The sequence below is a fragment of the Trebonia kvetii genome (assembly GCF_007827045.1).
Taxonomy (GTDB): Bacteria; Actinomycetota; Actinomycetes; order Streptosporangiales; family Streptosporangiaceae; genus Trebonia; species Trebonia kvetii.
Genome location: NZ_RPFW01000005.1, coordinates 365,316 through 387,336 on the forward strand (window position 1 = coordinate 365,316; position 22,021 = coordinate 387,336).

A 22,021-nucleotide genomic window follows, 5' to 3' on the forward strand; every position below is an offset into this window, starting at 1 on the left:
ATGGCACCTGACAAGCTGACCGGCCAGCGGATCCTGGTCACCGGCTTCACCGGGCGGCTCGGCGGTGCCTTCGCCGAGTACCTGGCGGCCGACAACGAGGTCACCGGGGTCGCGGTCGAGGCGACCGACGAGGCACTGGCAAGCTGGCGGGCACGCGGGGGTGCGCCCGTACGTCGTCGACCTGGCCGCCGACGACTACGGCGGGCTGCCTGCCGACTTCGACTACGTGGTGCACACCGCGGCCGCCGTCTACCCGAAGGACTTCGACGACGGGATGCGCGCCAACGCCGAGGTGCCGGCGTGCCGATCGTGCTGCCCGGGTCCCACGACTGGGTCAAGGCACTCGTCCACCAGGACGATCTGCGGGCCTTCATCGCGCCCTCGCTGGCGGCGGCGTCGGTACCCGTCACCACCGTCAACTGGTCGGGAGACGAGGCGCTGAAGGGCGAGGAGTGGATCGGCTACCTCGGCTCGCTCGTCGGCATCGACCCGGTGTTCGTCTACGACGACGACCGGGCCCGCCCGGGTGGCGCGCCGAGCGCGGTCCTCCGCGCCAGCATCACCGGCCCCGCCGCGGTCGGCTGGCGCGACGGACTGGAGCAAGTCGTGCGTTACTGGGAACCGCGCATCCGTTCGGGGGAATACCCAAACGCCCGCTGACGGCGAGCCGCGGCCTCACTCACCGGGCAGCGTCGCCCGGTGGTGGTTCATCGTGCCGTACCAGGCGGGCGGCGGGCTCAGCCGCGGCGGCAGCGGCGTCCCGATCCAGGTCGCGAGGTCGGCCCGCTCGCTGATCCGCCAGCCGTCGGCCTGCTTCACCAGCTGGTCCTTGTAGAAGCCGCCGAGCACCATCATCGCCTCGCCGCCGTCGGCGTCGACCGTCGTGTGGTAGGCGATGAAGTAGGTGACCGCCCGGGCTGTCCGCCCGTTCAGCTCGCAGTGGTGGGTGGTCATGTTGTGGTGCAGGCCCGCGTAGCGGGACAGGCCGGAGCTGAGCCAGGCGACGGTGCTCTCCAGGTCGCCGCGGCCGCCGCCGAACTCGGTGTAGTCGAGCACGCAGTCGGCGGTGAACAGCTGGCGGAAGGCGTCCCAGTCGCCGGTGTCGCAGGCGACCGCGTAGCGGTCCATCAGCTGCCTGATCTCCGCCCGGTCGCACACCTCGCCGATCTCCATGTCAGCGGGCGCTCCAGATCATGCTCTTGGCCAGCAGGAACTCTTCGAGCCCGTACTCGCCGCGCTCCACGCCGAGTCCGCTGCTCTTGTAGCCGCCGAACGGGGTGTGCGGGCTGGACCCCGCCCCGCCGCCGTTGATGTAGATCAGCCCGGCCCTGATGCGGGTGCCGATCCGGTACGCGTGCACCGGGTCAGCCGCCCACACGCCGGCCGCCAGCCCGAACTCGCTGTCGTTGGCGAGACGGACCGCCTCCTGCTCGTCCTTGAACGGGATCACCACGCCGACCGGGCCGAAGAACTCCTTCTGCGCGATCGTCATCGAGTTGTCGACGTCGACGAACAGCGTCGGCTCGACGAAGAAGCCGCGGTCAAGCCCGGCCGGCCGCCCGCCGCCGTAGGCGATCTGGGCTCCCTCGTCCCGCCCGGCCTGGATGAGCCCCTCTACCTTGGCCCGCTGGGCGGCGCTGATCAGCGGTCCCATCGTGGTCGCCGGATCGGCCGGGTCGCCCACCTTGACCGCGTCAAGCGCCGTCTTGACCCGGCCGACGAGCTCGTCGAACAGCGACTCGTGCACCAGAGTCCTGGTCAGCAGCGAGCAGCCCTGCCCGGCCTGCGCGGTCATGTTCACCACCACGCTTGGCACCGCCCGGTCGAGGTCGGCGTCCGGCAAGATGATGCTGGCCGACTTCCCACCCAGTTCCAGGATCACCTTCTTCAAGCTGGGGGCGGCCTGGCTGTACACGAGGCGGCCCACCGCGTCCGACCCGGTGAAGCTGACCACGTCTACCCCTGGGTGGCTGGTCAGCGCCTGCCCGGCCGCGATGTCGCCGGTCACAATGTTCAGCACCCCCCGCGGCAGCCCCGCCGCGTCGGCCACCTCGCCGAGCACGAACGTCTCGAGCGGGGTGGTGGGGGCGGGCTTGAGCACCACCGTGCAGCCAGCCGCCAGCGCCGGCGCCAGCTTGACCAGGTTCAGCATGGTGGGCGCGTTGTAGGCCGATACCAGCGCCGCGACGCCGTACGGCTCGCGGCGGACGACCCCCTGGGCCAGCGACGAGCCGAAGGTGCCGCCGCCGTAGGTCGGCGCCATCGGCTTCTCGAACGGGTACTGCGGCAGCACTCGCTCCGCCATGTCCCGCAGGTGCTGCATCGGCAGCCCGACCTGGAGGAACTCGGCCCAGGAGCGGATCGAGCCCACCTCGTGCACGTTGAGCTCGACCAGGTCCGCCGTCCGCGCCTCCAGCTCCTCGGCGAACCTGAGCAGGATGGCCGCGCGCTCACGGGGGGCCAGCCACGGCCACGGGCCCTCGTCGAAGGCCCGCCTGGCGGCCGCGACCGCGCGGTCGATGTCGGCCACCGTCCCCTCGGGGACCGTGCCGATGGCCTCCTCGGTCGCCGGGTTCAGCACCGTCAGCACGGCATCGCCGTCGCTGCCGGTCCACGCACCGTCGATGTAGAGCTGGTAAGAGAGCACGGCACGGGGCCTTTCTGTTACCTGGACAGGGTGGCGAGCTTGCGGAAGTCCCAGCTGACCAGCTTCTCCGGGGTCAGCCTGAGCCAGGCGTGGCGGCCGTCGGCCGGTGCCTTGACCCCGCCGGTGTACTTGTCGGCGAACAGCTGTTCCACCTGGTCGAGGACGGGATCGATGGTGGCGGTGCGCGGTATGTCACCGACCGGGACTACCTCACCGGACAGCTCAACCCCGCGCAGCTCCATGTACCCGACGCCCGCGTCGATGACGACGGCGACCCGGGGGTCGCGCATCAGGTCGGTCCACCGCTGGCTGCGCACCACCGAGCTCAGCCACAGCGCGCCGCTGTCCCAGACGAACCACAACGGCACCACGTGCGGGCGCCCGTCCTTGCCTGAGGTCGCCACCCGGCAGGTCCGTTCGGCGGTCAGGAACTCGTCGACCTCCGTCGCCGTCATGGCGATGGCCCGGCCGCGGCGCTGTGCCCGCTCCGTCATGCCTGTCCCTCGCCTTCCGCAGCGGCGCGGGGGGGCGGCGTATAGTTCAGGAAGCCCGTTCCTCCCGGGTTCTTGCCCGCCAGCCGGGTGTTGCGCTCGAGCGCGCCCGCCAGGGCGGCAAGCCGTGCCTCGAGGGCGGCCCGCCGCTCCGCCGTCGGGCTCTCGCCGAGCGCCGCCTCCGTCGCGGCGATCTCCTCGCGCAGCCGGATGGCGGATTCATTGAAAGTCAGCAGGTCGTGGTCGTCTTCGTCACGAGCGAGCTCATCCCCCACGCGGGGCCTCCCAGCGTCGCAGTTCCCTTTACCAGATAGCACAATAGGTTATATGATAGACCCACTGCACGAAAGCGAAGGATGGGACGATGCCGCTCCAGGACCACATGCAGATCATCTCGGTGGATGACCATCTGATCGAGCATCCCCGCGTGTTCTCCGACCGCCTGCCCGCCAAGTACCTCGCGGAAGGGCCGCGCATCGTCGAGGACGAGAAGGGCCGCCACATCTGGCACTTCGAGGACAAGGTCTTCCCCTACATCGGTCTCAACGCGGTGGCGGGCAAGACGCCCGAGCAGTATGGCCTTGAGCCGCTGCGCTTCGACGACATGATCCCCGGCTGCTACGACCCGGTCGAGCGAGTCAAGGACATGGACGTGGACGGCGTCCATGCCGCCTGCTGCTTCCCTTCCTTTCCCGGCTTCGGCGGCCGCGTGTTCCTGAACGCGACCGACAAGGACCTGGCGTTCGCGTCCCTGCAGGCATGGAACGACTTCAGCATCGACGAGTGGTCTGGCAGCGCCCCCGGCCGGTACGTGCCGCTGGCGCTGCTGCCGATCTGGGACATCGAGCGCTGCGTGACCGAGCTGAAGCGGGTCGCCGCCAAGGGCGCGCGGGTCGTGTCGTTCCCGGACAGCCCGGTGCCGCTCGGCCTGCCGTCGTTCCACAGTGACCACTGGGGCCCGCTGTGGGACGTCTTCGAGGACACCGGCGTCGTGGTCAGCCTGCACTTCGGCTCCGGCAGCTTCGTCCCCGGCTTCTCGGCCTCCGCCAAGATGCTGTCGCCCAACTACCGGGGCGGCGAGTTCAAATCGGTCTCGGCCCGCACCGACGGGAACGTTAAGAACGACGACGACGCCCCGACGTGCACCTCCTTCGTCGTCTACGCCACCAACCTGATGTGGACCGCCTCCGACCTGGTCTTCTCCGGACAGCTGCAGAAGCACCCGAAGCTCAAGTTCATGCTCGCCGAGGGCGGCATCGGCTGGTTCCCCTACATCAGGGAGCGGATGGACCAGGTCTGGTCCCGGCACCGCTACTACCAGCCCATCGACTTCGACACCCGGCCGAGCGACCTGTTCAACAAGCACTTCTGGGGCTGTTACATCGAGGACGAGATCGGCATCAAGAACCGCCGCGAGATCGGCATCGACCGCATCTGCGTCGAGATCGACTACCCGCACTCGGACAGCAACTGGCCCAACAGCCGCAAGCAGATCGCGGAGTCGCTGCGGGATGTGCCCGACGACGAGGCGCACAAGATCGTCGAGCTCAATGCCCGTGCAGTCCTCAACTTCCCGCGTCTCTGAGGAAACCGTCATCCAGCGACCTCTTCCCCAGCCCAGCCTGGCCAGCGCCGAGTTCTGGACAGCGGGCAGCGACGGAGTGCTGCGCATCGCGCGCTGCGCGGACTGCGGCGCCTACACCCACCCACCGCTGCCCCGCTGCCGGTCCTGCCGCGGCGACCAGATGACCATGGCCCCGGTCTCCGGCCGGGGCGTGGTCGCCGGGTTCACCGTCAACCACCAGCAGTGGCTGGCGGACTTCCCGCCGCCCTACGTCATCGCCGTGGTGGCGCTTGACGAGGACGACGGTGCGCGCCTCACCACCAACATCGTCGGCTGCCCGGCAGACGACGTGCGCGTCGGCCTGCCCGTCCGGGTGCTGTTCGAGAAGGCGGGCGACGTCTACATCCCGCTGTTCGAGCCCGACCCGGACCGGGCGGGACAGACGCTCGCCGTCCCCGCTGTCCGTGACATCGGCGCGCCCCGCCCGATGGTTTCCGCCCATAAGTTTGAGGAACGGGTTGCGCTTACCGGGGTCGGCCAGTCGTCTGTCGGGCGCAGGCTCATGGTCGACCCGCTGCGCCTCACCGCCGACGCCTGCCTGGCCGCGGTGGCGGACGCCGGGCTCACCCTCGACGAGATCGACGGACTTTCCACCTACCCCAGCCGGATGGGGTCGCCCGGCTTCTCCGAGGGCGGCATCGGCCCGCTCGCCGAGGCGCTGCAGCTGAAGCCGACCTGGATCAACGGCGCGGGCGACACGCCAGGGCAGAGCGGCGCCATCGTCGCCGCGATGCTCGCGGTCGCCTCCGGGCTGTGCCGCCACGTGCTGTGCTACCGCACGCTCTGGGAGTCGTCGTTCGCGGCCCTGGTGCGGGCGGGCAAGTGGGCGCAGCCGCCGTCGCGCGCGACCGGGATGACCGAGTTCCTCACGCCGTTCGGCGCGGCATCGGCCGCGAACTGGATCGGGGTGCACGCGTCGCACTACTTCCACCGTTACGGCGGCGGCCGCGAAATGCTCGGCTGGATCGCGGTCAACTCGCGCGCCAACGCCGCCCGCAACCCGGAAGCGGTCTACCGCGAGCCAATCACCATCGACGACTACTTCGCCGCCCGGATGGTGACCACGCCGTTCGGGCTCTACGACTGCGACGTGCCGGTCGACGGCGCCGTGGCGGTGGTCGTCTCCGCGGTCGAGACGGCCGCCGACCGGCCGCGCCCCCCGGTGCTCGTCGAGGCGGTCGGCACCCAGATGATGGAACGGCTGAGCTGGGACCAGGACACGCTGTCGCACGAGCCGCAGACCAAGGGGCCGGCCAGGCACCTGTGGACCAGGACCAGCCTGCGCCCGGACGACGTGGACGTGGCCATGCTGTACGACGGCTTCACGTTCAACGCGGTGTCCTGGATCGAGGCGCTCGGGTTCTGCGAGCCCGGCGGCGCCCGCGACTTCATCGACGAGGGCCGCGGCATCGCCCTCGACGGCGGCCGGCTGCCGCTTAACCCGCACGGCGGGCAGCTGTCGGCAGGCCGCCTGCACGGTTTCGGGCACGTCAGAGAGGCGATGTTGCAACTGCGTGGCGAGGCAGCGGGCCGTCAGGTCCCGGGCGCCCGCACCGCGGTGGTAACGACAGGGGGCGGCGCGCCCGGCGGCGCGCTGCTGTTGCGGCGTCCCTAGCGGCGCGGACTAATGAGGAAGGACTACTGATGCTGCAGCCGATGCGGGGCGTGCGCGTCCTCGAGGTGGCCCAGTTCACCTTCGTGCCCGCGGCGGGCGCGATCCTGGCGGACTGGGGTGCCGAGGTGACCAAGGTCGAGCACGCCGAGCGTGGCGACGGGCAGCGCGGCCTGACCACCGTACTCGGGGTGGACGCGATCATGAAGGGGAGCAGGTTCTCCCCGATCTTCGAGGGGCCCAACCGCGGCAAGCGCAGCGTTGGCCTCGCCCTGGAGGTGCCGGAGGCCAGGGCAGTGCTCGACGAGCTGATCAAGCGCAGCGACGTCTTCATCACCAACTTCCTGCCCGGAGCGCGGGCCAAGCTGCGCATCAACCTCGAGGACGTCCGCAAGGTCAACCCCGACATCATCTACGTACGCGGTTCAGGCTTCGGCGCGCGCGGCCCCGAGGCGGACAAGGGCGGCTACGACATGACCGCCTTCTGGGCGCGGGGCGGCAGCGGGGCCGGAGCCACTCCGGCCGGCGCCGACCGGCTGTCCCCAATGCCGGCCGGCGGTTACGGCGACAACATCGGCGGGATGACCATCGCGGGCGGCATCGCCGCCGCGCTGTACGCCCGCGCCACCACCGGCGAGACCTCCGTCATCGACGTGTCGCTGCTCGGCGTGGGCGCCTGGGCCACCCAGTTCACCGCGAACCTGGCGCTGCAGGCGGGGGGAGTGCCGCCCCGGCCCCCGGTGCCGCGGCACGGCTCGGCAAGGAACCCCCTGATCGGCCCGTACCGGACGTCGGACGACCGCTGGATCCTGTTCTCGATGCTGCAGCCCGGCCGCTACTGGGCGGAGTTCTGCAAGGCCAGCGGCCACGAAGAGCTGATCACTGACGAGCGCTTCAACACGGTGGAGAAGCTGATGGCCAACGCCCCGGCCGCGGGCGAGCTGGTGGCGGGCGTCATGGCCGAGAAGACGTTCGACGAGTGGCTGGAGATCTTGGCGGGCATCGAGGGCCAGTGGGCCATCGTGCAGGACTCCTGGGGCGTCGCCAACGATGTGTCGCTGCGGGCGAACGGCATGATCGGCAGCTTCGACGACGCCGACGGCATCCGCCGCGAACTGGTCGCCAGCCCCGTCCAGTTCGACGAGACCCCGGCCACGCTGAGCCGCGGCCCGCTGTTCGCCGAGCACACCGACGAGGTGCTGCGCGAGCTCGGCCTCAGCGACGAGCGGCTGATCGAGCTGAAGATCGCCGGCGCGATCACCTGACCGCCCCCCGGCGCCGCCGGCGAGGGAACCCCGGACACCCTGTGGAGCGTGCGATGACGGATGCCGCGGAGATCGTCCTGCCCGATGGGGACGGGCCGCACCCGGCCGTGGTGCTCGGCGCTGAGGCCTTCGGGGTGAACACGTTCATCCGCGGCATCAAGCAGCGGCTGACTGAGCTCGGGTACGCCGTCGCGGTGCCGGATTACTACCGCGGCGACGGCCCGGCAGGCAAAGACAGTTACGACGACTTCACCGAGGTGACCGGCTACATCCGCGGGCTCGACTTCATCCGCGGGGCCCGTGACCTGGCTGCGGCGGTCGACGCGCTGCGGTCGACGCCGCGCGTCGACCCGCGGCGGGTCGCCGTCTGGGGCTACTGCACCGGCGGAACGCTGGCCTGGCTGGCCGCCTGCCTGCGCGGCGACCTGGCGGCAGCCGTCCTGTACTTTCCCAGCCAGCCGGTGTTCGCGGCGCTGAGCCCGCGGACGCCCGTCCACCCCATCGACCTGCTCTGGCAACTAACCTGCCCGGCCCTGTTCATTTACGGCGACGAGGACAAGTTGCTGACTCCCGGCCTGCTCGCGGACATGCGGGCCCGGATCAGCGACTGGGACGTCGACGCTCAGGTCAACCTGTATTCAGGCGCGGGCCATTCGTTCACCTGCCCGTGGGGCCCAATGCGCAACGAAGAGGCGGGTCACGCCGCCTGGAATGACGCCATAACCTTTCTCTCAGCGAAAATGGGTGCATAAATGATGAACGAGCCGTTTTTCCACATCGGGATCCTGGTCAGGGACGTCGAGGCCGCGCGCGCTGATTTCACCGCCAAGCTCGGGGTGGAATTCGAGCCGGTGCACAGCCAGCAGATCGCCACCGGCGAGACGACCAGGTTCTGCTATTCGCTCCAGGGCCCGCCCTACCTGGAGCTGTGCGAGATGACCGGGTCCGGCAGCTGGTCACCGGAGCAGCCAGAGGGCTTTCACCACATCGGCGTCTCCGACCAGGACATGGCCGGGCGCTGCGCGCTCTTCGGCAACGAGGTGGACCTGATCGCACCCGGGGACAACGGGGTGCCGCGAGTGGTCCTCACTCGTCCCGAGGCGCTGCACGGCGTCCGCGTCGAGTACTTCGACGAGAAGGTCGCGGAGATGTTCCAGGGCTACCTCCGCACCCGTACCGCCAGCTAACGGCAAGGCGTGCCCTACCGTGCCGGCACAAGAGGCTCGGTAATACCGTGGTACTCTTCTGGTATGACCGCAAAGCGGAAAGTCTCCGTCTCGCTTGACGAGGATCTTGTCGCGGAGCTCGAGGCCGCTGACGAGGCGCTGTCCGGGCAGGTGAACGAGGCCATCCGGGCTGAGGTCGAGCGGCGGCGGCGAAACCGCCTGCTGACGGGCATGCTCGACTCGCTTGACGCCGAATACGGGCCGGTTGACGAAGCGCTCGTCGCGAAGTACACGGAGCTGCTGTGAGCCGCGCGCTCATCCTCGATTCCGAGGCCCTGGCCACGCTGGGCGGCCGGCCGTCGAGGCGGCAGGAGGAGGTCAGGGCCGCTATGCGAGCCGCCGCGCTCATGCACAGGGACGTGATCGTTCCCGCGGTCATCCTCGCGGAGCTTTACCGAGGCGCCGGCCGCAATCATGCGGTGGACGCCTGCCTGGCACGCGAGACGGGGATCCGGGTCCGTGACACCGATCGATCGCTGGCGCGCCTGGTGGGCGGCGTTCTCACCGGGGCGAAGGCGGACTCTCGTTACCTGGCCGACGCGCACGTGGTCGCGGCGGCCGTAGAGACTGGCGGCGGCGTCGTGCTCACCGGCGACCCCGATGACCTCGCGTCGCTCGCCGCGCCTTATCCGAACATCACCGTGCAGTCACTTCCCTGACGGCCCGGCACGTCCCGTGCAGCCGTCCCCTTCGCCTGGATATGGGGACGGCTGCAGGCCTTGGCGTTGCGGGCATCCTGCTTTACTCAAGACGTCGTTTCATCCGAGCACACTTGACCCTGCCCTAAGGGCAGGCTGGATCCTAGGCGCGTCGGTAGGCGCGAACACGAAAGGGTGTGCCATGGACGTTCGGACGCGAGAGGTGCCAGAGCAGATCGTCGTCACCGAGCAGCGGATGGTCGACCAGGAAGCCTTGGAGCGCTGGCTTCCCGAGGCGATGGCACGGGTCCACAAGGCTGCCGGAGAGGCCGCCGGGACGGTGGAGCAGCCATATCTGCTCCGGAACCATGTGGCCGACGAGCCGGTGTTCATCGTGATCTACGAGGGCAACCCGAACGAGGGCGAGACAGCAGTCGACTGCTGTACCCCCCTGCATGCAGGCGGAACAGCACCGGACGGCGTGGCTACGCGGATGATCCCCGCGCACCGGGAAGCCTATGTGCGCGTCCAGAAGCAAACTGTGCAGTCCGGCAAGATCGGTGACGTCTACGTGGGGATCGAGAACTGGATCGAAGGCCAGGGCCTGGAAGTCGCCGCCGCGCCCCGGGAAACGTACTGGACCGACTTTTTCTCCGCCGCAGCAGATGACGAGGTATTCGACGTGGCGTTCCCCGTGCGGTAGACATCTCATGTGGGCCGTCCAGCATCGGAGATGACGATCGGCGAGTTCTCCCGGCGCTCCCAGCTCTCGCTAAAGGCGCTCCGGTTGTATGAGCGCCTGGGGCTGCTGCGGCCCATAGCTGTCGATGAGCGAAATGGTTACCGCAGGTATCACGAGAGTCAGCTCTATACTGCGCGCCTGATCGTCATGCTGCGCATGCTGGAAATGCCCCTGTCGGAGGTTGGCAAGGTGGTGTCCGCGTCCCGCACCGAAGGCGCCGAAATCATCGACACGTACTGGGCGTCGGTGGAAAGCCGTTTCGCCGCCCAGCGGCAGCTAATGGGCATTCTCAGCCCAAGCGTAGCCGCGTCGGTGATACCCGCCCCAGAGCTGGCTGTCCGCGAACGGGACGTAGCGGAACAGACGGTGCTTACCGAGCAGCGGCACGTCTACATCGATCAGCTGACCTGGACCCGGGAAGCCGCCGCCCGGCTCAGCGCAAACGCCGCGCGATGCGGTGGCATGGCGGCCGAGCGTTTCGTTATCTTCCACGGCATCGTCACCGCCGACAGTGACGGTCCGGTCGAAGTGTGCGTTCCGGTCGGGCAGCCGCCCGAGGATCCGGCCGAGCTGGCCTGGCGGATCGAGCCCGCGCACCAGGAAGCCTTCATCTCGGTAAGCAAGGCGCATTTCGAGATTCCGGCGATCTGGTCGGTCTATGACCAGCTGGCGCGCTGGGTAGCAGCGCCGGGCCGCAGGCAAGCCGGAGCGCCCAGAGAGGTCTACCGGGCCGATGTCGAGCCGCTATTCGCCACCGCCGACCAGCAGGTCTGCGATGTCGCCATGCCTTTCGTCATCGTGGATTAGTTGACGAGCAATTTGCAATCGCGCAGGCGGCGTCGATCTGGGCGAGCCACCGCTCGGCCGGCTGCCCCAGCTCCATGACCTCCACGAAATGGCCGAGCTCAGCCCGCATGTCCAGGTAGCCGAACCGGATCGTGCCGTTGTCGCCGAACTGCTTCCAGGTGCGGCCGCTGGCGGCGACGACGGCGGACGCCTCATCGAAGTCGTCGACCACGAAGCCCACGTGGTGCAGGGTGACTGGCTCTCCGGGCCGCACCGCGTCCCGGTAGAGATCGACCGCGCCGTCCACCGGGCGGATGACCTCCAGGTTGGTGGGGCCCGCGTTGACCAGGGCGACGTCGATCCGCCACTCGTCGGCCGGGCGGCCGTCCACGACGACGAACGCGGTCCGGGGGTCGCTCGCGCTGGCCGGCGGCCGCCCGCCCCCCAGCGACGAGGCGTAGCTCTTGACGCACGGGCCGGTGCCCATGGCCGACTCGAGGTACGCGGCCGCCGCGTCGATGTCGTCGGTCACGTACCCGAGCTGCACGAAGTAGCGGAAGAGATCACTCAGCGATCGCATCCAACGACTGTGCGCCGACGTGGGCAGTCCGTCCAGCGCCGGTCCCGCCAAGCGGAACTCATCCGTTCCCGCTGCTCTTGACAGCGCGGCGCCAGATAGCAGATTATTAATAGAATACTCATTAATATGATTTCAGCCTGATTCCGATGAAGGGGCGTAGGCTGTGTCGATGACATCGATGGTCGAGGGCGCGGGGCCGCGGGTGTCCCCGATGCCGCGGGCCCGCGGGGAGGAAGACGGCGACCGCCGGCCTCCCGAGCACACCGTCCTTGGGCGGAGCGCGTCCATCATGGAGGCGTTCAACGGCGGCCAGCACGTGCTGAGCCTGGCCGACCTGAACAAGCGTACGCGGCTGCCGAAGTCGACACTGCACCGTCTGGTCGACCAGCTATGCCACGTTGGCTGGCTCGAACGGGATCGCGGCGGCTACCGCATCGGCCTGCGGATGTTCGAGCTCGGCACGCTCGCGGTGGACGGGAACCGGCTGCACGAGGCCGCGTTCCCGCACCTGCAGGCGCTCGCGTCGCGCACCGGGCTAGCCGCGCAGCTCGCCATACTCGACGGGACCGAGGTGGTGTACCTGGAGCGGATCGTGGTCGGCCCGATCCGGCTGCCCACCCGCCGCGGCGGCCGCAAGCCCGCCTACTGCACCGCGCTCGGCAAGGCGATGGCGGCCTACGACGACGACGCCATGCGTGCGCTGACCGCCGGACCGATGCCGCGGAAGACAGCGAAGACGATCACCGAGCCGGTCGCCCTGTGGACCGAGCTCAAGCGGGTCCGCGGCGCCGGGGTGGCGTTCGACCGCGGCGAAGCCTACGCCGAGCTGGAGTGCGTCGCGGCGCCGATCCGCGGCTCAGCAGGACACGCGATAGCGGCCGTCTCGGTCACCGGGCCGGCCGGCCGCATGCGCTGGAGCGTGGTCACCGAGGCAGTTCAGGGCACCGCGACCGCGATCTGGAACGCCAACCTCACCCTGCGGGGCGCCGGCGCCGGCGCCGCCCGGCGCTGACACCCGGCCTTCCCGGACCGGGCGGCACCGCCGGGCCGCCGGTCAGTCGTCGGTCTCCAGGCCGAGTTCGGTTAGCTCGCGCTCGGCGAAGAAGACCCGGCCGGTGTACTCCAGCGGGTTCTCGCAGGCCGCGAAGTAGGCAAGCACCCGGGCCGGGACGTCCATCGACACCATCTTCGCGTCCTGCCGCTCCCCGAGTTCGGTGTTCGCTTCGGCGCTCTCGGTGGCCACCCATCCGGGCATGACGCCCATGATGAACACGTTCTTGGCCACCAGCTGCGGCGCGAGGACGTTGGACATCCGGTCAAGTGCCCGCTTGCTCGCGAAGTAGGCCGGCGACCACAGTGCGGGGATGTTCATGCTGGCGCCGGGCGCCGGGATGCCCCCGGTCTCGTCCCCGTGGTAATACCGCACGCTGGACGCGGGCGAGGGCTCCTCGATGAGACGGTGCGCTTCCGCGCTGCCGGTGGTGACGTTGAGTATCCGCCCGCCGCCGCGCGCTGCCATGCTCGGCACCACCAGCTGGGCCAGGGTGAACGGTGCGTGCACGTTGACCGCGAAGTGGTGCAGCCAGTCGGCCCGTGGCATCTCAAGCAACGGCGCCGACCAGTTATAGCCGACGGTCACGGCGGCATTGTTGACGAGGATGTCGACGCCGCCGAAGCGGTCGATGGCGGTGCGCGCGATCCGCTCCAGATGCCCCTCGTCCGACAGGTCGGCGGCGACCGCCACCGCCTCGCCGCCGAGGGACTCGATCTCCTTGACCGTCTGGCCGATGGTCCCAGGCAGCTCGCCGCCTGACTCCTCGACGGTGCGGGCGGTGACCACCAGCCGCGCGCCGCGGCGGGCAAGCGCGAGTGCCGTGCGCTTGCCGATGCCGCGGCTTGAGCCGGTGACGATCGCCACCTTGCCGGAAAGACCTGCCTCGTTCTGGCGTTCCATCAGCTCTCCTCGGTGGCGAGGCCGGCTAGGAGACCGGAATGGCCAGCGACTTGGACTCGAGGAACTCCTCGAGCCCGGCGGCGCCGCTCTCCTTGCCGATTCCGGACTGCTTGTAGCCGCCGAACGGCACGTCGTGGCCGAACCACGCGCCGCCGTTGACGCCCATGGTGCCGGTCCTGATCCGCCGCGCGACCGCGAGGGCGCGCTCCTCCGGGCCGAACACCGCGCCGGACAGGCCGTAGATGGAGTTGTTGGCGATCCGAACCGCGTCGTCGTCGCCGTCGTGCGGGATGATCACCAGCACCGGCCCGAACACTTCTTCCTGCGCGATCTCGCTGTCCGGGTCCACATTGGTGAGCACCGTCGGGGTGTAGAAGTACCCTGGGCCGTCCACCTTCTGGCCGCCGGTCACCAGGGTCGCGCCGGCCTCGACGGCGCGCCGCACCATGCCGTCCACCTTGTCCCGCTGCCGCTCGCTGATCAGCGGGCCCATGTAGTTGTTACCGTCGGACGGGTCGCCGTACGTGACATGGCCCATCGCGCCGGCGACCTGGGCGACGATCGCGTCATGCTGCGCGCGCGGCACCAGCATCCTGGTCGGGATCGCGCAGCCCTGCCCCGCGTGCGAGCAGGTCGCGAACGCGGCGGTCCCGATCGGCCCGGCGAGGTCGGCGCCGTCGAGCACGACAAGGGCGGACTTGCCGCCGAGCTCGAGGAAGACGCGCTTGACGGTCGAGCTTGCCGCCGCCATGATCCGGCGGCCGGTCGCGGTGGAGCCGGTGAACGTGACGGCGTCGACGTCGGGTGAGGTGGTGAGGGCCTCGCCCACGGCCACGTCCGTGGAGGTAAGGATGTTGACCACGCCGGCCGGGATGTCGGTGTGCTCGGCGATCAGCTCGCCGAGCGCGAGCGTGATCAGCGGGGTGTCCGGCGCGCCCTTGAGCACTACGGTGCAGCCGGCGGCGAGGGCCGGGGACAGCTTGGCCAGCGCGAGCTGGGTCGGGTAGTTGTAGCCGATGATGGCGGCGACCACGCCGGCGGGCTCCTTCTCTACCCAGCGGCGGTGCTGCTGGCCGCGGAACTCGGTCAGCCCGAGCTCCTGCGTCATCGGGTAGCCGGGGAGCAGGTCGGCGTAGTACCTGACGATCTCGATGGCTTCCTCGAGCTGCGGGCCGTTGGTGAGCACCCGAGGCGCGCCCACGTCGGCGATGGTCAGCTCGCGTAGCATTTCTTTTTGCGAGACCAGCGCCGCGTGCAGCTGGTCCAGGCACCGGGCGCGGAACTCGGCGTCCGTCGCCCAGCTGGTGGTGTCGAAGGCCCGCCGTGCGGCGGCGATCGCGGCCTGGGCGTCGGCGACCGACGCGTCAGGCGCGTGGTCGAGTACCTGCCCGGTGGCCGGGTTGACCGACGGGTAGGTGCGGTCGGCTGTGACCAGCTTCCCGTCGATGAGCATGCGGTGCATCCAGGTCTCCTTCTCGCGCCGGCGCGGGGGGCTTCCGTAAAAGTATAATCAGAGTACTATTCATCCTTGTAGTAATGAGTGTGCGCTAGCTTCTTGCATCAACGAAGCATTCAGGCAGGAAGCATCCAGGAAGGGATACCCATGGGACGCGTCCAAGGCAAAGTGGCCTTCATTACCGGGGCCGGCCGCGGTCAGGGGCGGAGCCACGCGGTGCGGCTGGCGGAGGAGGGCGCGGACATCATCGCCGTCGACATCTGCCATGACGTCGACAGCCTCCCCTACCACCTGGCCAGCCCGGACGACCTCAAGGAGACCGCCCGCCTGATCGAGGCCCTGGACCGCCGGGTGGTCGCGGTGCAGGCCGACGTGCGCGAGCGGGCGCAGCTTGTGGAAGCGATCGACCGCGGGATCGCGGAGTTCGGCAAACTCGACATCGTGGTTGCCAACGCCGGCGTCATCGGCCAGAAGAGCGAACAGCCCCTGCATGCCTGGGCTGATGTGTTCGACACCAACGGGCTCGGCATCATCAACGCCGTCCACGCGGCGCTGCCGCACCTGCAGGCGGGCGCCTCGATCATCGCGACCGGCTCCACCGCCGCCTTCATGAACACGCTGCCGATGCAGCAGGTGGGCACCGACTCCGGCGGCATCGCCTACATGGTGGCCAAGCGGATGGTGTCGAGCTTCATGCACGACCTGGCCCGCGAGCTGGCCCCGCGGCAGATCCGCGCCAACGTTGTCCACCCCACGAACGTGAACACCGACATGATGCGCGTCGAGCCCATGTTCCGGTCCTTCCGGCCCGACCTGGAGCACCCGACCCTGGAGGACGCGCTGCCGGCCTACCACGTACAGCAGGCGATGCCGATCCCGTGGGTCGAGCCGGTGGACATCAGCAACGCGGTGCTGTACCTCGCCTCGGACGAGGCCCGCTACGTGACCGGTGTGCAGCTGCGGGTGGACGCCGGCGGGTACCTCAAGTGGTACGACTACCACGCCTGACGGAATTCGGGACGGGGCCACGGTCAGCCGCACCCGTTCGGACTAAGAAGAAGGGAAACCCGGCGTGAAGCTGCGCGTCGACCCGGAGCGGTGCCAGGGGCACACGCTCTGCTCCATGATCGCCCCCGCCCTGTTCACCCTGGACGACGAGGACGGCCACTCCACCGCCATCGACGGTGAGGTCCCGGCCGACCTGGAGTCCAAGGCGGCCGAGGCGATCCGCTCATGTCCGGAACAAGCAATCTCGGTCATCCCTTAGCCGGGCAGGAGGCCCCCATGACCACCGAACCCGTCGTCGGCGAGGACGCCGAGCGGAAGAAGAACCGCTACCACTTCGACCGGCACACGCCCGAGTACCGGGAGCAGTTCGCCGACGTTACCGCGGACATGCTGGACAAGTGCCCGGTCGCCTGGAGCGACACCTACGGCGGCCACTGGGTCGCGGCCGGACACTCGGAGGTCTTCGAGCTGGCCCGGTCGGCCGATTACGTGTCCAACGACCACGACCCGGCCGGCGAGCGGCGCGGCTACAAGGGCATCTCGATCCCGACCCCCGAGGTGGGGTTCCGCGGCGGCTTCCTGGAGATGGATCCGCCCGAGCAGCGGCACTACCGGCAGCTGCTCAACCCGTACCTGTCGCCGGCCGCAGTGGCCCGGTGGCAGCCACTGGTGGACGAGCTCGTCCGCGCCAGCCTGAACGAGAAGATCGAGACCGGCCGGATCGACTTCGTCGACGACCTGGCCAACATCGTCCCCGCGGTGCTCACCATGGGGATGCTCGGGATGCCGCTGAAGAACTGGGACATCTACGTCGAGCCGATCCACGCCTCGGTCTACACCTCGCCGAACTCGCCCGACCAGGCGCGGATCGCCGAGGAACGCCTTGCCATGCGCAATGACATGTTCGCCCAGCTCGCGGAGATCAGGGCCAACCGAAGGCCCGGCCTGATCGACGCGCTCGCGCGGGGCGAGATCAACGGCGCCGTGCCGCCGGACTTCGAGCTGCTCGGGATCATCGCGCTGCTCATGGGGGGCGGGTTCGACACCACCACCGCGCTGACCGCGCGCTCGCTCGAGTGGCTGTCCGAGCACCCGGACGAGCGGGCCCGGCTGTCGGCCGAACGGGACACCCTGCTCAACCCGGCCACCGAGGAGTTCCTGCGCTTCTTCACCCCGGCACCCGGCGACGGGCGCACCATCTCCCAGGACTGCGTGATCGCGGGCCAGGAGTTCAAGGAGGGCGAGCGGCTCTGGCTGTCGTGGGCGATGTCCAACCGCGACCCTGAGGTCTTCCCCAACCCCAATGAGGTTGAGCTGGACCGCACCGGTAACCGGCACCACAGCTTCGGCCTCGGCCTGCACCGCTGCATCGGGTCCAACGTGGCCCGCATGGTGTTCAAGCGGATGGTCATCGCGGTACTCGACCGGATGCCCGATTACGTCTGCGACCCCGCGGGCGCCGAGCACTACCAGACGATCGGCATCATCCAGGGCATGAAGCACCTGCCCGCCACCTTCACCCCCGGCCCGCGGATCGGTGACGGGCTGGTGGAGACCATCGCCCGGATGCAGGTGGCGGTCGACGAGCAAGGGCTTGCGGAACCGGTCACCGACCGCAAGGGGGCTGGCAAGGAGAAGTAACGTCTGGCTCCCTCCAGGCAGGCAGTGAAACACCCCCGGCGCGGCTAGCGCGCCGGGGGGTGTTTCGTATAGGGTCAGATCAGCTAACTATTAATGACAAACTCTTAAGTTAGCCGATGCCGACAGCCGAGGGGCGTGCCGATGACGATCATGCCGATCGAGCGGGGGAAGATCCGCGAGTACGCGACGGCGACCGGGGCTGCCCGCCCGGCCTACCTGGACGATCCGAAGGCGCCTGTCCCGCCCACGTTCCTGGCGACGGTGGTGTTCTGGATGCCCATCGGCGACACGGTGCGGTCACCCGAGGTACTCAGGGCCTGTGCCGAGGCCGGGGTGCGGGCCGACCTTGGCAGCCTGCTGTCGCTCGAGCAGGAGTACGTGTACCACGGGACGCCGCCGCACGCGGGGGAGACGCTGCGCACCGCCGAGCGGCTGAGCGACATCACCGTGAAGCGGACCCGCGACGGCCGGCCCATGGTGGTGATCCGGTTCACCGTCTCCTTCCATGACGAGCGCGGCGACCTGCGGGCGGAGTGCCACTACACCTCGGCCTACGTAAAGCGTCCCGCCGGAGCGGAGGAGGGCTCGTGACCGGGCTCGCCCCCGGCGCCCGGCTGCCGGAACGCGTCTTCGGCCCGGTCACGATGACCGATATCGTCCGCTACCAGGGCGCGAGCGGAGACATGAACCCGATTCACCACGACGACGAGTTCGCGCGGGCGGCCGGGTTCCCCGCCGCGATCAGCGTGGGCATGCTCGGCGCCGGCTGGCTGGCCGCCTACTGCACCGAGCACCTGGGCGAGGAGACCGTGCGCCGCTTCCGCACCCGCTTCGCGGCGGTCGTGTACCGCGGCGACCGGCTGACCGCCTCGGCCGAGGTGGTCCGCCGGTTCGACTGCGATGGGGAAACCCGGGTGGAACTGGCCGTCCAGCTGCGCAAGGACGACGGCCGCGTGGCCATCAGCGGACTCGCCGAGTTCGCGGTTAGCGAGGACAGCAGTGCAGACAGGAACTAACGAGCGCCCCGGACTGCCGATCGCGCTGGTGATCGGCGGCGGCGGGATGGGCATGTCGACTGCCAGGCGGCTCGGCCAGTCGCACCGGGTGGTGCTGGCGAGCCAGTCGGCCGGGAAGAACGCGGACCGCGAGGCGGCGCTGCGCGAGGACGGCATCGACGCGGTGGCGGTGCAGTTCGACGTGACCGATGCCGGGTCGGTGGCCGGGCTGGCCGAATTCGTGGCACAGCGAGGTCAGTTGCGCACGCTGGCGCACGTGGCCGGGCTTTCGCCGTCGATGGGGGACTGGCACCAGATCTTCGGCGTGAACCTCATCGGGACCGCGCTGATGGAGCGGGCCTGCCTGGAACTCGCGGTCCAGGGCACCGCGGCGGTGTTCGTCTCCTCGTCGGCCGGCCATCTTTTTGAGTACCCGGCCGCGGACATCGTGGCCGTACTCGACGACCCCCTCGCACCGGGGTTCTTCGACCGCCTTGACGAGGTGATCGCCAAGGAGGAGCAGACCTCGTTGCAGGCCTACCGACTGTCCAAGTGGGCACTAAACCGGATGTGCCGCCGCCGGGCGGGCGCCTGGGGCGCCAAGGGCGCGCGGATCGTCTCCATGTCGCCGGGGCCGATCGCCACCCCGATGGGCGCCAAGGAGCTGGACGGACCAAGCCGCGAGGTGAAGCTGAACCTGATGCAGCAGCTGCCGATCGCCCGCGAGGGCACCATGGTCGAGACCGCCGACGCGATCGAGTTTCTCGCCTCTGACCGCGCCTCCTACATCACCGGCACGGACCTGCTTGTCGACGGCGGGATCGTGGCGGCGACCCGGCCGGCCTGAGGGGAGCCGTTCGTGACCGTCACTACCGCCCAGGAAGGGCCTCTTGCCGGGCTCACCGTCGTCGACCTGTCGACGACGTTGCCCGGCGCCCAGGCCACGCAGTTTCTCGCGGACGCGGGCGCCGACGTCATCTTGGTCGAAGGGCCGGAGGGCAGCCCGCTGCGGTCCGACCCCGGCTGGCCCGGACTGCTGCGCGGCAAGCGCAGCATCGCGCTCGAACTGCACCGCGACGATGACAGTGCCGACGGCGACCGGGCCGTACTCAACGGGCTGCTGCGTCAGGCCGACGTGCTGGTCACCACCATGCGCCCCGCCGCCGCTGTCCGGCTCGGCCTGTCCGCCGAGCGGCTCGCCGCGGACTACCCGAGGCTGGTGGCGGCGATGATCACCGGCTGGGGAAGCCGCGGCCCATGGGCTGATTACAAGGGCTACGAGGCGCTGATCATGGCCAAGACGGGCGTGCTGCACTCCAAGCGGCAGCTGACGTCCGGCCCAGACCCGGCATACGTGTCGGTGCCTTACGCCTCGTTCGCGGCCGGGCAGACCGCCGTCCACGGCATCCTCGCCGCGCTGCTCGAGCGCGAGTCGAGCGGGCTCGGGCAGGTGGTGGAGGCCAACCTGGTGTCCGGCGTGGGGGCCATGGACACCTATAACTGGTTCTACGAGATGATCCTGCGCCGCTACCCGGAGGCATTCAAGCCGCTGCCCGACGCCTTCGACGACCAGGGCCGGCCGCAGACCCGGCTGATGTACGCCCTGCTCGTCGCGGCCGCCAAGGACGGCACCTGGCTGCAGTTCGCCCAGTCGGCACCCCACCTCACGCGGGCATTCCTTGAGGAACTGGGCCTGGCGGACGAGGTGCGGGAACCGAAATGGGCGGGCTTCCCCGACCTGCCGACGCCGGAGCTGCGCCAGGAGTGGTGGGACAAGATGCTGGCCAAAGTGGGGGAGCGGACGCTCGCGGAGTGGGAAGCGGTGTTCGACCGCAACTCCAACGTGTTCGCCGAGCAGTTCCGCACGCCGGATGAGGCGCTCGCGCACCCGCAGCTTGTCCACGAGGGCCGCGTGGTCACGGTCAACGACCCCGACCTGGGGCCGGTGCGCCAGCCCTCCACCATGGTGCACGCCGGCCGCCGGCCGCTGACCGAGATCCGCCGCGCACCCCGGCTGGATGAGGACGCCGCCGAGATCCGCCGGCTGGCCGGCGCCGCGGTGCCGCAGGACGCACGACATGAAGCAGGAGGAACGGTGGAGCGCGGTGCCGGGCCCGCCAGCCCCGCCTGTCCGCTGGCCGGCGTGACGGTGCTCGAACTCGGCGGCATGTTCGCCGCCCCGTTCGGCGCGACCGTGCTTGCCGACCTTGGCGCCCGCGTCATCAAGATCGAGCCCCTTGACGGCGACGCCATCCGCGGGATGATGGCCTTCCCCGAGGCGGGCGGCGGCAAGGTGCTCCAGGGCAAGGAGAGCATCGCGCTCGACATCCGCACGCACGAGGGCCTGGCAATCGTCCACGAGATCGCCAGGCTCTGCGATGTGGTGCTGCAGTGCTACCGGGCCGGCGTGGCGGCCCGCATCGGGATCGACGAGGCCGCGCTCAAGGCCGTCAACCCGCACCTGGTGTACCTGAACGCGCCGGGATACGGCATCGACGGGCCGTACGGCGGCAAGCCCGCCTACGCGCCGTCGATCGGCGCCGCGTCCGGGGTCTCGCTGACCGACGCACCGCTCGGCGGCGCGCGCCCGGAAACCCGCGAGCAGCTGCTGAGCGGCGCGCGCAACCTGCGGGCGGGCGGCACCGTGCCTGCCGTCCAGTCCGACGGCATCGCCGCCCTCGGCGTGGCCTCAGGCCTGCTGCTCGGCCTGTACGCCAGGCAGCGGGGTATCACCCTGACCGACCTGACCACGACCATGCTCGGCAGCTGCACCCAGGCGCTGATCAGCCGCAACACCGGCTATCAGGGCCGCCAGCCGCTAAGCCGAGTGGACGACGAGTTCCGCGGACTCGGCCCGCTGTACCGGATGTACCGCGCGGCGGACGGGTGGGTGTTCCTCGCCGCGCCGGCCGGGCGGGACTGGCCCGCCCTGGCGGAGGCGCTGGCCGGCTACGGAAGCCTTTCCGACGAGCGCTTCGCCACCGAGGCCGGCCGCGCGGCCAACGCCGCCGCCCTCACGGCGGCGCTCGAAGCCATCTTCGTGACGAGGGCCAAGGACGAATGGGAAGCGCAGCTGACCGCCGCCGACGTCGGCTGCGTCGCCGTCGCCCAGGTGAACGCCGAGTGGCGGATGCAGGACGACGAGTTCTACCAGGCCGGCTACGCCGCCGACGTGGTCAGCCCGATCTTCGATGAGCACCGCAGGGCGGCACCGCTCAACCGTTTCTCCCGGTCCGCGACCAAGCCTGAGTCGGGCTGCCGCCTCGGGCAGCACACGAACGCGCTGCTGCGCGAGCTCGGCTACGACGACGAACAGATCGCCGGCCTGCGCAAGCGCGACGTCGTGCGGTAAAGGA

The 22,021-nt window shown here is 69.8% G+C and carries 25 protein-coding genes; 18 read left to right on the top strand and 7 right to left on the bottom strand.

Going from position 1 to position 22,021, the window contains the following annotated elements; all coding sequences use genetic code 11:
* Positions 1-660 (top strand): Rossmann-fold NAD(P)-binding domain-containing protein, encoded by a 660-nt coding sequence (locus EAS64_RS26780; protein WP_145857381.1) that lies wholly within the window; start codon positions 1-3, stop codon positions 658-660.
* 15 nt (positions 661-675) lie between these two features.
* Here the strand turns inward: EAS64_RS26780 and EAS64_RS26785 are convergent, their stop codons facing one another.
* From EAS64_RS26785 to EAS64_RS26800, 4 genes are read right to left on the bottom strand one after another with little or no spacing between them, the layout of a single operon-like run.
* On the bottom strand, positions 676-1,173 hold the full coding sequence (locus tag EAS64_RS26785) for a nuclear transport factor 2 family protein (RefSeq protein WP_145857383.1): 498 nt from the start codon (positions 1,171-1,173) through the stop codon (positions 676-678).
* Between the two features lies 1 nt (position 1,174).
* On the bottom strand, positions 1,175-2,647 hold the full coding sequence (locus tag EAS64_RS26790) for an aldehyde dehydrogenase family protein (RefSeq protein ID WP_187366204.1): 1,473 nt from the start codon (positions 2,645-2,647) through the stop codon (positions 1,175-1,177).
* 17 nt (positions 2,648-2,664) lie between these two features.
* A complete protein-coding gene (locus EAS64_RS26795) occupies positions 2,665-3,141 on the bottom strand; it encodes a pyridoxamine 5'-phosphate oxidase family protein (RefSeq protein WP_145857387.1) in 477 nt (158 codons plus the stop codon).
* Positions 3,138-3,413: a hypothetical protein gene (locus EAS64_RS26800; RefSeq protein ID WP_145857388.1), complete on the bottom strand. Its 276-nt coding sequence runs from the start codon at positions 3,411-3,413 to the stop codon at positions 3,138-3,140. The genes EAS64_RS26795 and EAS64_RS26800 overlap by 4 nt, the downstream gene beginning before the upstream one ends.
* An 89-nt stretch (positions 3,414-3,502) precedes the next feature.
* On the opposite strand from EAS64_RS26800, the gene EAS64_RS26805 reads away from it, so the two are divergent.
* The 9 genes from EAS64_RS26805 to EAS64_RS26845 all read left to right on the top strand — a co-directional run bounded on the left by EAS64_RS26805 (position 3,503) and on the right by EAS64_RS26845 (position 11,052).
* Positions 3,503-4,723: an amidohydrolase family protein gene (locus EAS64_RS26805; RefSeq protein ID WP_145857390.1), complete on the top strand. Its 1,221-nt coding sequence runs from the start codon at positions 3,503-3,505 to the stop codon at positions 4,721-4,723.
* Positions 4,689-6,377 (top strand): thiolase C-terminal domain-containing protein, encoded by a 1,689-nt coding sequence (locus EAS64_RS26810; protein WP_145857392.1) that lies wholly within the window; start codon positions 4,689-4,691, stop codon positions 6,375-6,377. The genes EAS64_RS26805 and EAS64_RS26810 overlap by 35 nt, the downstream gene beginning before the upstream one ends.
* 29 nt (positions 6,378-6,406) lie before the next feature.
* Positions 6,407-7,639, top strand: coding sequence for a CaiB/BaiF CoA transferase family protein (locus EAS64_RS26815; protein ID WP_145857394.1), 1,233 nt, complete (start codon positions 6,407-6,409; stop codon positions 7,637-7,639).
* Between the two features lie 53 nt (positions 7,640-7,692).
* Positions 7,693-8,391 (top strand): dienelactone hydrolase family protein, encoded by a 699-nt coding sequence (locus EAS64_RS26820; RefSeq protein ID WP_145857395.1) that lies wholly within the window; start codon positions 7,693-7,695, stop codon positions 8,389-8,391.
* A 3-nt stretch (positions 8,392-8,394) separates the two neighbouring features.
* The gene (locus tag EAS64_RS26825; RefSeq protein ID WP_222849631.1) at positions 8,395-8,826 is read left to right on the top strand and encodes a VOC family protein; all 432 of its coding nucleotides are present in this window, start codon (positions 8,395-8,397) and stop codon (positions 8,824-8,826) included.
* 63 nt (positions 8,827-8,889) lie between these two features.
* Positions 8,890-9,111, top strand: coding sequence for a type II toxin-antitoxin system CcdA family antitoxin (locus EAS64_RS26830; protein WP_145857399.1), 222 nt, complete (start codon positions 8,890-8,892; stop codon positions 9,109-9,111).
* Positions 9,108-9,524 (top strand): PIN domain-containing protein, encoded by a 417-nt coding sequence (locus EAS64_RS26835; RefSeq protein ID WP_222849632.1) that lies wholly within the window; start codon positions 9,108-9,110, stop codon positions 9,522-9,524. The genes EAS64_RS26830 and EAS64_RS26835 overlap by 4 nt, the downstream gene beginning before the upstream one ends.
* Before the next feature lie 202 nt (positions 9,525-9,726).
* A complete protein-coding gene (locus tag EAS64_RS26840; RefSeq protein WP_187366205.1) occupies positions 9,727-10,206 on the top strand; it encodes a GyrI-like domain-containing protein in 480 nt (159 codons plus the stop codon).
* A gap of 30 nt (positions 10,207-10,236) precedes the next feature.
* Positions 10,237-11,052 (top strand): MerR family transcriptional regulator, encoded by an 816-nt coding sequence (locus EAS64_RS26845; protein ID WP_145857403.1) that lies wholly within the window; start codon positions 10,237-10,239, stop codon positions 11,050-11,052.
* On the opposite strand, the gene EAS64_RS26850 is transcribed toward EAS64_RS26845, so the two are convergent.
* Positions 11,039-11,611 carry a VOC family protein gene (locus EAS64_RS26850; protein ID WP_222849633.1) on the bottom strand — a complete coding sequence of 191 codons (573 nt, stop codon included), beginning with the start codon at positions 11,609-11,611 and terminating at the stop codon, positions 11,039-11,041. The two genes, EAS64_RS26845 and EAS64_RS26850, sit on opposite strands and share 14 nt — an antisense overlap.
* Before the next feature lie 169 nt (positions 11,612-11,780).
* Between EAS64_RS26850 and EAS64_RS26855 the strand changes: the two genes are divergently transcribed.
* Positions 11,781-12,623, top strand: coding sequence for an IclR family transcriptional regulator (locus EAS64_RS26855; protein ID WP_145857405.1), 843 nt, complete (start codon positions 11,781-11,783; stop codon positions 12,621-12,623).
* Positions 12,624-12,665: 42 nt separating this feature from the next.
* On the opposite strand, the gene EAS64_RS26860 is transcribed toward EAS64_RS26855, so the two are convergent.
* Together EAS64_RS26860 and EAS64_RS26865 are read right to left on the bottom strand one after the other, a co-directional pair.
* Positions 12,666-13,565, bottom strand: coding sequence for an SDR family NAD(P)-dependent oxidoreductase (locus tag EAS64_RS26860; RefSeq protein ID WP_145857407.1), 900 nt, complete (start codon positions 13,563-13,565; stop codon positions 12,666-12,668).
* 25 nt (positions 13,566-13,590) lie between these two features.
* Entirely contained in the window at positions 13,591-15,027 is a 1,437-nt protein-coding gene (locus EAS64_RS26865) for an aldehyde dehydrogenase family protein (RefSeq protein WP_145857410.1), read from the bottom strand.
* A gap of 141 nt (positions 15,028-15,168) precedes the next feature.
* Between EAS64_RS26865 and EAS64_RS26870 the strand changes: the two genes are divergently transcribed.
* The 7 genes from EAS64_RS26870 (at position 15,169) to EAS64_RS26900 (ending at position 22,017) form a co-directional block, all read left to right on the top strand.
* Positions 15,169-16,029: a mycofactocin-coupled SDR family oxidoreductase gene (locus tag EAS64_RS26870; protein WP_145857412.1), complete on the top strand. Its 861-nt coding sequence runs from the start codon at positions 15,169-15,171 to the stop codon at positions 16,027-16,029.
* A 64-nt stretch (positions 16,030-16,093) separates the two neighbouring features.
* On the top strand, positions 16,094-16,288 hold the full coding sequence (locus EAS64_RS26875; protein WP_145857414.1) for a ferredoxin: 195 nt from the start codon (positions 16,094-16,096) through the stop codon (positions 16,286-16,288).
* A 17-nt stretch (positions 16,289-16,305) separates the two neighbouring features.
* Positions 16,306-17,670, top strand: a complete 1,365-nt coding sequence (locus EAS64_RS26880) for a cytochrome P450 (RefSeq protein ID WP_145857416.1) — start codon at positions 16,306-16,308, stop codon at positions 17,668-17,670.
* Positions 17,671-17,811: 141 nt separating this feature from the next.
* Entirely contained in the window at positions 17,812-18,261 is a 450-nt protein-coding gene (locus tag EAS64_RS26885) for an FAS1-like dehydratase domain-containing protein (RefSeq protein WP_145857418.1), read from the top strand.
* Entirely contained in the window at positions 18,258-18,686 is a 429-nt protein-coding gene (locus EAS64_RS26890; RefSeq protein WP_222849634.1) for a MaoC/PaaZ C-terminal domain-containing protein, read from the top strand. Before EAS64_RS26885 ends, EAS64_RS26890 begins: the two co-directional genes overlap by 4 nt.
* Positions 18,670-19,512 (top strand): SDR family oxidoreductase, encoded by an 843-nt coding sequence (locus EAS64_RS26895; protein ID WP_187366206.1) that lies wholly within the window; start codon positions 18,670-18,672, stop codon positions 19,510-19,512. The genes EAS64_RS26890 and EAS64_RS26895 overlap by 17 nt, the downstream gene beginning before the upstream one ends.
* A 12-nt stretch (positions 19,513-19,524) precedes the next feature.
* The gene (locus EAS64_RS26900) at positions 19,525-22,017 is read left to right on the top strand and encodes a CaiB/BaiF CoA transferase family protein (RefSeq protein ID WP_145857422.1); all 2,493 of its coding nucleotides are present in this window, start codon (positions 19,525-19,527) and stop codon (positions 22,015-22,017) included.
* Positions 22,018-22,021 lie beyond the last annotated feature (4 nt).